General features: G+C 41.2%; 2 protein-coding genes. Both read left to right on the forward strand.

Annotation, left to right across the window (positions count from 1 at the left end; translation table 11 throughout):
• Positions 1–165 precede the first annotated feature (165 nt).
• Positions 166–516: a gas vesicle protein gene (locus Ga0466249_RS28055; protein WP_215832361.1), complete on the forward strand. Its 351-nt coding sequence runs from the start codon at positions 166–168 to the stop codon at positions 514–516.
• A gap of 31 nt (positions 517–547) precedes the next feature.
• On the forward strand, positions 548–1,095 hold a 548-nt coding region (hsp20, locus tag Ga0466249_RS25755), incomplete at its 3' end, for an archaeal heat shock protein Hsp20 (protein ID WP_215832362.1).

Below are 1,095 nucleotides of genomic sequence, written 5' to 3' on the forward strand. Positions count from 1 at the left end.
CGAGGAATGGTGGGGTACAGTGATTTTGACTCAATGTAACCAATACCTTAGGATGTTAGGGTATCCACCGGTATTTGATAAAAACATATATACCATCGTTTTGGATATGGAGATGAATATTATTTTATATAGGCTAGGTGAGTTAGACAAAGAGGTGGATTAAAAATGGTACCGACAAAAAGCACTGGGGGAATAAGCCTGCTTGATGTCGTCGAACGGATACTTGACAAAGGGATCGTTATCAATGCAGACATTTCAGTTACGCTGGTGGGAGTAGAGCTATTAGGTATTAAGCTAAGAGCGACCATAGCCTCATTTGAAACGGCGGCAAAATATGGTGTGCAATTTCCTGGCGATTTGCAAATAAATGAAAAACTACTGAAAGAGGCTAAAGAAGACAAAGAAACTTGTCCAAAATGTAATAAAGTATCAGCTAAAGAGGAATTGCTTGCAACTGGCTGCCCGTGGTGCGGATGGATAAGCGCCCGGGCATTGCAAGCATTGTCAGCACATTGATGGTACATAGTGAGAGTGGAGGGATAAGAAAATGCGTGAGCGAAAAAAACAAAAAGATAATGATTCTCAAGATAAACTAGGTGTTTCGGTAAACTTAGGAGGTATTCAGGGTATTTTCCAGGGATTAACCAATCTGATTCAAACGCTTGAAAAAATGGACAGTAGCGGTCAAAGTGAAATATCTCGGAAGGGAAACCTAAAGGGCCTGAGCAAGGATGGATTAAAAGGCGTTTATGGTTTTAGTGTTAAACTGGGAGGGTGTGGTTCACCTGTAGTTGAAAAGTTCGGAAACATTAAGGAAAGTGATGACGGCCCAGTAATTGAAGAGGTCCGGGAGCCGATCACTGATTTATTTGTAGAAGAGACGCATGTGCTTGTAGTAGCTGAATTGCCAGGCGTAACTGAAGGTGAGATTGTCGTAGAGTTGAAGAAAGATGCTTTGCTAATTAGTGCAATGTCCCAGGGTGTGCCCGGACGGAAATATGCAAAAGAAGTGTTGTTAAGTGTTCCTATTGATCCGAATTCTTTAGTAAAACATTATAATAACGGCATTTTGGAAGTCAAATTGGCACGGGTAAA

Source organism: Pelorhabdus rhamnosifermentans (assembly GCF_018835585.1).
Taxonomy (GTDB): domain Bacteria; phylum Bacillota; class Negativicutes; order UMGS1260; family UMGS1260; genus Pelorhabdus; species Pelorhabdus rhamnosifermentans.